Genomic DNA, 2552 nt, shown 5'->3' on the forward strand with positions numbered 1-2552 from the left:
TCCGTGAGGAACGAGCGGACCGAGCACGGTCGACCGTCGACAGTGGCTTAAAGCGCCCCGGAGGCGAACCGAGCCCTCCGACTAAGGGCTCTCGTCCGGCCAGATGCCTATGTGGTCCTGTTCCAGTTCCAGCATCACCCGGTGCTCCATGCGCAGCGCCTCCGTGTACTCGGCCGGCAGCTGGAGGCGGCCCGCGCGGTCGAGCATCGCGTATTCCCTTGCCACCAGCGACTCCTGGCCGGTCGTCGCGTCGACCTCGGTGCGTCGCAGCACCTCCGAGGAGGTGCGGCCGTCGCGGATCGCGACCGTGCGGCGGACCTCGCTCGCGACCGTCTGGTCGTGCGTGACGATCACGATGGTCGTGCCCAGTTCCTCGTTGGCCGTGCGGAACGCGGCGAAGATCTGTTCCGCCGTCGCCGAGTCCAGCTCACCGGTCGGCTCGTCCGCCAGCAGTACCGACGGCTCGTTGGCGAGGGCGACGGCGATCGCGACCCGCTGCTGCTGGCCGCCCGACATCTGGTGCGGGCGCCGGTCGCGGCAGTCGGCGACCTCCAGGATCGACAGCAGCATCTCGGCGCGCTCGGCCTTCTTCCCCGCCGAGAGCCGGCTGCCCCGGCCGCCCCGGCCGCCCGAGCCGCCCCTGCCGCGCAGCTGCATCGGCAGCGCGACGTTCTGCACCGCCGTCAGGTACGGCAGCAGATTGCGCGCCGTCTGCTGCCAGACGAACCCGACGACCTCGCGCCGGTAGCGCAGCCGCTCGCGCGCGCCCATCGCCAACAGGTCGCGGCCCGCGACCCGCGCCGCGCCCGCCGTCGGCTCGTCGAGACCGGCGAGGATGTTCATCAGCGTCGACTTGCCGCTGCCCGAAGCGCCGACCAGAGCCATCAACTCGCCTTCCCTGACCAGCAGATCGAGGCCCTGCAGGGCCTGGACCTCGACACCGTCGGTGGAGAAGATCCGCACCAGCCGGTCGCAGGTGATCAGCGCGTCGTGCCCGTACTCGGGCCGGTCCCTGCGGGCCGCCGCGCGCTGTTCGAGTTCGGCGAGCGAGATTTCGGTCATCGCGGGTCTCCTGCCCTGAGTTCGGTCGTTGTCGTGCGCCGGGTCGCCAGCCACGCCTGGACGACGGCCACCCCCGCGGCGAGCACCACCACGCCGACGGCGGGCAGCAGCAGCGACAGTGGGTCGGCGCGCAGATGTACGGCGGTCAGGCCGGGGAACTGCTGGTCGGACAGGGCCAGTCGGGCCAGGTCGAGGCCCGGCGCCAGCAGCCGGATCGCCGCCCAGCCGACCAGCGCCCCGCCGCAGGCGGCCAGCAGGGCCTGCGGCATCGACTCCATGACCAGCAGCCGTCTGCCCTGGGGCCGGGTCAGCCCCATCGTGCGCAGTCTGGCCAGCAGCGCGGTGCGTTCGGGGGCGGCCTGGAGCAGTGCGAGCAGCAGCGCCAGGACCGCGAAGCCCGCGCCGGCGGCGACGGCCACCGTGTAGATGCGTTCGGCGCCGCTCTGGGCCGGTGAGTCGGTCAGCGCGTCCCGTGTCTCGGACCGCAGCCGCACATCGAGCCCGGCGCCCGCGGCGCGCGAGGTGGCCCGCAGCGCCGAGCCGCGTACCGAAGGCCCGGTCACCAGCAGGGTGTTGTCCTGGTGCTCGGGCAGGTCGGCCGCGTTGACGACGAGGAAGTCGCCGTCGGACATGGCGGGCGTCGCGTCCCGTACGGCGGCCACCCGGACGCTGAACATCCGGAACGAGTTGCCGACCCGCGCGCTCCCGCCGCCCAGCCGTGCGGCGACGCCGGGCGACGCGATACCGCGCAGCGGCCCCGACGCCCCGGGACGCTTCAGCTCGTCGGCGGGGAAGGCGCCCCGGCCGGTGGTACGGGCGAGGCGCGCGTACGAGTCGGGGTCGACGGCGAGCAGCGTGACGACCCCGCTGACGGCGCCGCCCTGGACGTCGCCGAGGTCCAGGTTGTCGTCGCGTTCGAGCGACGTCACGTCACGCACGCCGTCGGTCTTCCGTACGGCGCCGGCCAGCGAGGCCGGCAGCTGTCCCACCGCCTCGACGGAGGCGTCGGCGCCCACCGACAGCAGCGAGGCCCGGTCACGGGCGTCGCTGATCCCGGCGAGCACGGAGCCGCCGAACGCCGCCGTGGTCAGCGCGATCAGCAGCGCGAGCAGCGGCAGCGCGGCCGTGGTGGCGGAGCGGCCCGCCCTGGCCAGCGACAGGAACCCGGTCGCGCCGCGCCTGCGGGCCATCGGCCGGGCGGCGAACCGCAGCGGCAGCGGGTAGAGCCGGCCGAGCACCAGCGCGGCGATCACCCCGACCAGCACCGGCGCCGCGCTGACCAGCTGGTCCACGCCGCCCTCCGACGTCCCACGGCGGCGCAGCGCGACCACGGCGCCGACCGTGACCACGAGCAGGGTCAGCTCGGCGACGGTACGCCGCCGCGACGGCCTGGCCCGTACGAGATCGTCGCGCTCGCCGTGCAGCCGGGGCCTGCGGTGCAGGATCGCGGCCCGCACCGGCAGCGCCCCGCAGCCGAGCACGGCGACGGC

Annotated in this window: 2 protein-coding genes; both read right to left on the reverse strand. The window is 74.6% G+C overall.

The window, feature by feature from the left end; all coding sequences use genetic code 11:
• Nucleotides 1–81 precede the first annotated feature (81 nt).
• Entirely contained in the window at nt 82–1062 is a 981-nt protein-coding gene (locus tag HY68_RS16900; protein WP_041989629.1) for an ABC transporter ATP-binding protein, read from the reverse strand.
• Nucleotides 1059–2552: FtsX-like permease family protein (locus HY68_RS16905; protein WP_041989632.1), on the reverse strand; the 1494-nt coding region annotated here is incomplete at its 5' end. The genes HY68_RS16905 and HY68_RS16900, both read right to left, overlap by 4 nt.

The organism is Streptomyces sp. AcH 505, from assembly GCF_000818175.1.
GTDB lineage: Bacteria > Actinomycetota > Actinomycetes > Streptomycetales > Streptomycetaceae > Streptomyces.

Excerpts from the sequence above, each read along its gene's own strand:
- HY68_RS16900 (WP_041989629.1), bottom strand. The coding sequence starts at position 1,062 with ATGACCGAAATCTCGCTCGCCGAACTCGAACAGCGCGCGGCGGCCCGC.